At 75.2% G+C, this 4,043-nt stretch carries 4 protein-coding genes; all 4 read right to left on the bottom strand.

The genetic code is table 11. The features are described from left to right. Positions 1 to 143: 143 nt before the first annotated feature. Entirely contained in the window at positions 144 to 941 is a 798-nt protein-coding gene (locus JFN87_RS32260) for a type III pantothenate kinase (RefSeq protein ID WP_209345940.1), read from the bottom strand. Further along, complete coding sequence (nadC, locus tag JFN87_RS32265; RefSeq protein ID WP_209345942.1) at positions 941 to 1,972, bottom strand: carboxylating nicotinate-nucleotide diphosphorylase; 1,032 nt, start codon at positions 1,970 to 1,972, stop codon at positions 941 to 943. The genes JFN87_RS32260 and nadC overlap by 1 nt, the downstream gene beginning before the upstream one ends. After that, positions 1,969 to 3,741 (bottom strand): L-aspartate oxidase, encoded by a 1,773-nt coding sequence (locus tag JFN87_RS32270; protein ID WP_209345944.1) that lies wholly within the window; start codon positions 3,739 to 3,741, stop codon positions 1,969 to 1,971. The genes nadC and JFN87_RS32270 overlap by 4 nt, the downstream gene beginning before the upstream one ends. Beyond that, a partial coding sequence (locus tag JFN87_RS32275; protein ID WP_209345946.1) for a pantoate--beta-alanine ligase occupies positions 3,738 to 4,043 on the bottom strand: 306 nt, incomplete at its 5' end. The genes JFN87_RS32275 and JFN87_RS32270, both read right to left, overlap by 4 nt.

The following is a 4,043-nucleotide window of genomic DNA, read 5'->3' on the forward strand; positions in this document are numbered from 1 at the left end:
CGCATCGGCGCGTGGCATCTGTTCCGGGGCCGTACGGCGTCGGGGTCCGCGCGGGGGCCGTGGGCTCCGCGGCATGCGACCCCGCCGCACGAGAGCGGTGACGTGCGCGCCCGGGGCCCGTGTGCTGCCTGCTGCCCGCAGGGCTACAGGCGGGGGGCGTTGCGTTCGAAGACCAGGCGGAGGCCGATCAGCGTCAGCCACGGCTCGTGCTCGTCGATCACCGACGCCTCGCCGAGCACCATCGGCGCCAGGCCGCCCGTCGCGATGACCGTCACGTCCTCCGGGTCCTCGGCCAGCTCGCTTGCCATGCGCCTGACCACGCCGTCCACCTGGCCGGCGAAGCCGTACACGATGCCCGCCTGCATGGCCTCGACCGTGTTCTTGCCGATCACGCTGCGCGGCCTGGCCAGCTCGATCTTGCGCAGCTGCGCGCCCTTCACGCCCAGCGCCTCGACCGAGATCTCGATGCCGGGCGCGATCACGCCGCCCGCGTACTCGCCGCGCGCGCTCACCGCGTCGAACGTCGTCGCCGTGCCGAAGTCCACGACGATAGCGGGGCCGCCGAACAGCTCGACGGCGGCCACCGCGTTGATGATGCGGTCCGCGCCGACCTCCTTCGGGTTGTCCATCAGGATCGGCACGCCCGTCTTGATGCCCGGCTCCACCAGCACCGCGGGCACGTCGCCGTAGTACCGCCTGGTGACCTCGCGCAGCTCGTGCAGCACCGAGGGCACCGTCGAGCAGATCGAGATGCCCTCGATGCCCTCGCCGAGCTCCATGCCGAGCAGCGGGTGCATGCCCATAAGACCCTGGAGCAGCACCGCCAGCTCGTCCGCGGTGCGGCGCGCGTCCGTCGAGATGCGCCAGTGCTCGACGATCTCGTCACCGTCGAAGAGGCCGAGCACCGTGTGGGTGTTGCCGACGTCGATGGTCAGCAGCATCAGGCGTCCGCCCCCGTGGCGTCCACCGCGCGCAGGTCGAGGCCGATGTCGAGGATCCGCGACGAGTGCGTGAGCGCGCCCACCGACAGGTAGTCGACGCCCGTTTCCGCGTACGCGCGCGCGTTGTCGAGGGTGAGCCGTCCCGACGACTCGACGAACGCCCTGCCGTTCACGATCCCGACGGCCTCCGAGGTCTCGGCCGGCGTGAAGTTGTCCAGCAGGATCAGGTCGGCGCCCGCGTCGAGCACCTCGCGCAGCTGGTGCAGCGTGTCGACCTCGACCTCGATGGCGAGCCCCGGGTACCGGTCGCGCACGGCCTGGAAGGCCTGCGCCACGCCGCCGGCCGCGACGACGTGGTTGTCCTTGACCAGCGCGGCGTCCGAGAGCGACATGCGGTGGTTCACGCCGTTGCCGCACCGCACCGCGTACTTCTCCAGCGCACGCAGTCCCGGCGTCGTCTTGCGGGTGTCGCGCACCTTCGCCTTCGTGCCCTCGAGCGCGTCGGCCCACGCGCGCGTCGCCGTCGCGATGCCCGACAGCCTGCACAGGATGTTGAGCGCGCTGCGCTCCGCCGTGAGCAGGTCGCGCGTGCGCGCGGTGACGCTCAGGAGCTTCTGCCCGGCGCGCACCGCGTCGCCGTCCGCCGCGTGGCGCTCCACCTCGAACTCGTCGGTGAGCACCACCGAAAGGACGGCCTCGGCGACGTGCAGCCCGGCCACCACGCCGTCCTCGCGCGCGGTGAAGTCTCCGGTCGCGACGGCGTCCTCGGGGACGGTCGCCGCCGTCGTCACGTCGATGCCGCCGTCCAGGTCCTCCTGCACGGCGACGTGCGCGACGTCCTCGACCTGTACGGGGTCGAGGCCCGCGTCCGCGAGGAGCTGGGCGAGCGCGGGGTCGAGCCCGCACTCCAGGTCCTCGGGCGCGTCGCAGGCGCAGCCGTCGTCGCCGCAGCCGCCTGCGGGCGCGGCGCCGATGTGGATCAGCGGCACGGCCACCGGCTCGGGACGCGGGGTGTCTTCGGGCGTGCTCACGTTGCTGCTCCCTGGGAACGGTCGGACTGCGGGTTGAGGTCGGCCGTGGGCGTCGCGGTGACCGCGAGGGACCCCTCGGGGCCGAGGCCGAGGACGAGATGGCGGCGCCAGCGGTCGTCGTCGCGGTCGGGGAAGTCCTCGCGCCAGTGGCAGCCGCGCGTCTCCTCGCGCCGCAGCGCGGCCTCGACGAGCGCGCGGGCCACGGAGAGCAGGTTCGTGGTCTCCCACGCCTCCACGCCGGGCTCCACGGGCGCCGTGCCCGGCTCCACGGGCGGCGTGCCGGGCTCCACGGGCGCCGTGCCCGGCCGGACGGCTGCGAGCGTCTCGGCGGCCGCGCGCAGGCTCGCCGCGGACCTGAGGACACCGGCGCCCGCGGACATGGCCCGCTGGACGCTCACGCGCGCGGCGGGGTCGATCAGGGGCGCCACGCGCGCGTCCGGGGCGTGGCCCGCGGCCCGCTCCTGGTCCGCGGGGCCGCGCTCCTTGGCCGCGACCGCGATGTCGTCGGCGATGCGCTCGGCGAAGACCAGGCCTTCGAGCAGCGAGTTCGACGCCAGGCGGTTCGCGCCGTGCACGCCCGTGCACGCCACCTCGCCGCACGCGTACAGGCCCGGCACGTTCGTGCGGCCCGCGAGGTCCGTGCGCACGCCCCCGGACGCGTAGTGCGCGGCGGGCGCCACCGGGATGGGCCGCGTCACCGGGTCGATGCCGTGCGCGCGGCACGCGGCGAGGATCGTGGGGAAGCGGGTCTCCCACATCTCGCGGCCGAAGTGGCGCGCGTCCAGGTACATGTGCTCGGCGCCCTGCTCGCGCATGCGCCCCATGATGGCCTTGGCGACGATGTCGCGCGGCGCGAGTTCCGCGAGCTCGTGGCGGCCCAGCATGAAGCGGACGCCGTCCGCGTCGACCAGGTGGGCGCCCTCGCCGCGTACCGCCTCGGAGACCAGCGGCTGCTGGCCCTCCGAGCCGGCGCCGAGGAACAGCACCGTCGGGTGGAACTGCACGAACTCCACGTCGGAGACGTCGGCGCCCGCGCGCAGGGCGAGGGCGACGCCGTCGCCCGTCGACACGGACGGGTTCGTCGTCGCCGAGAACACCTGGCCCATGCCGCCCGTCGCCAGCACCACGGCGGGCGCGCGTACCGCGCCGACGCCGTCGTCGCGCCCCTCCCCCATGACGTGCAGGGTGACGCCCGCGGCCCGGCCCCGCTCGTCCTTCAGGAGGTCGAGGACGAGCGCGTGCTCCACGGTCCGCAGCCCCGCGTCGCGTACGGCGGCCACGAGCGCGCGCGAGACCTCCGCGCCGGTCGCGTCGCCGCCCGCGTGCGCGATGCGGCGCCTGTGGTGGCCGCCCTCCCGGGTGAGCTGGAGCTCGCCGTCGTCCGCGCGGTCGAACTCGGCGCCCGCCGCGATCAGCCGCCGCACGGCCGGGGCGCCCTCCGTCACCAGTTCGCGCACCGCCGCCTCGTCGCACAGCCCCGCGCCGGCCACCAGGGTGTCCGCCAGGTGCTGCTGCGGGGTGTCGCCCTCGCCGAGCGAGGCCGCGATACCGCCCTGCGCCCAGCGCGTCGAGCCGTCGTCGAGGCGCGCCTTCGTGACGACGACCGTGCGCAGCCCGGCCGCCGCGCAGCGCAGCGCCGCCGTGAGGCCCGCGACCCCCGAGCCGGCCACCACGACGTCCGCCTCGATCGACCATCCGGGCTCGGGCGCCGCGAGCCGTATACCGGTACGGGTGGCACCGCCGCTGCCGCTGCCGCTGCCGTTCGTCATCTGCTCGCCGCTCCGAAGGTCAGGACCACGTTGTCGATCAGGCGTGTCGTGCCGACCCTGGCCGCGACCGCGAGTACCGCGTCGCCCGTGAAGTCGTCGGGCACCTCGGTGAAGTCCGCCGGGTCGACGAGGGCGAGGTAGTCGAGGGCGAGCGGCGGGTCAGCGCGCTCGCCGAGCTCGAGCACCGCGAGCGCGGCCGCGCGCACGGCGTCTGCGCCCGTCGGGTCGGCGTGCCCGTGCCCGCCCTGCTCCGTCGCGCAGGCGACAGCGTGCGCGTCGGCCGCCAGGCGCGCCTCGCCGAG

The organism is Streptomyces montanisoli, assembly GCF_017813245.1.
Lineage (GTDB): Bacteria > Actinomycetota > Actinomycetes > Streptomycetales > Streptomycetaceae > Streptomyces > Streptomyces montanisoli.

Coding starts and splice junctions, on each gene's coding strand:
- JFN87_RS32260 (WP_209345940.1), bottom strand. CDS start 941: ATGCTGCTGACCATCGACGTCGGCAACACCCACACGGTGCTCGGCCTC.
- JFN87_RS32270 (WP_209345944.1), bottom strand. CDS start 3,741: ATGACGAACGGCAGCGGCAGCGGCAGCGGCGGTGCCACCCGTACCGGT.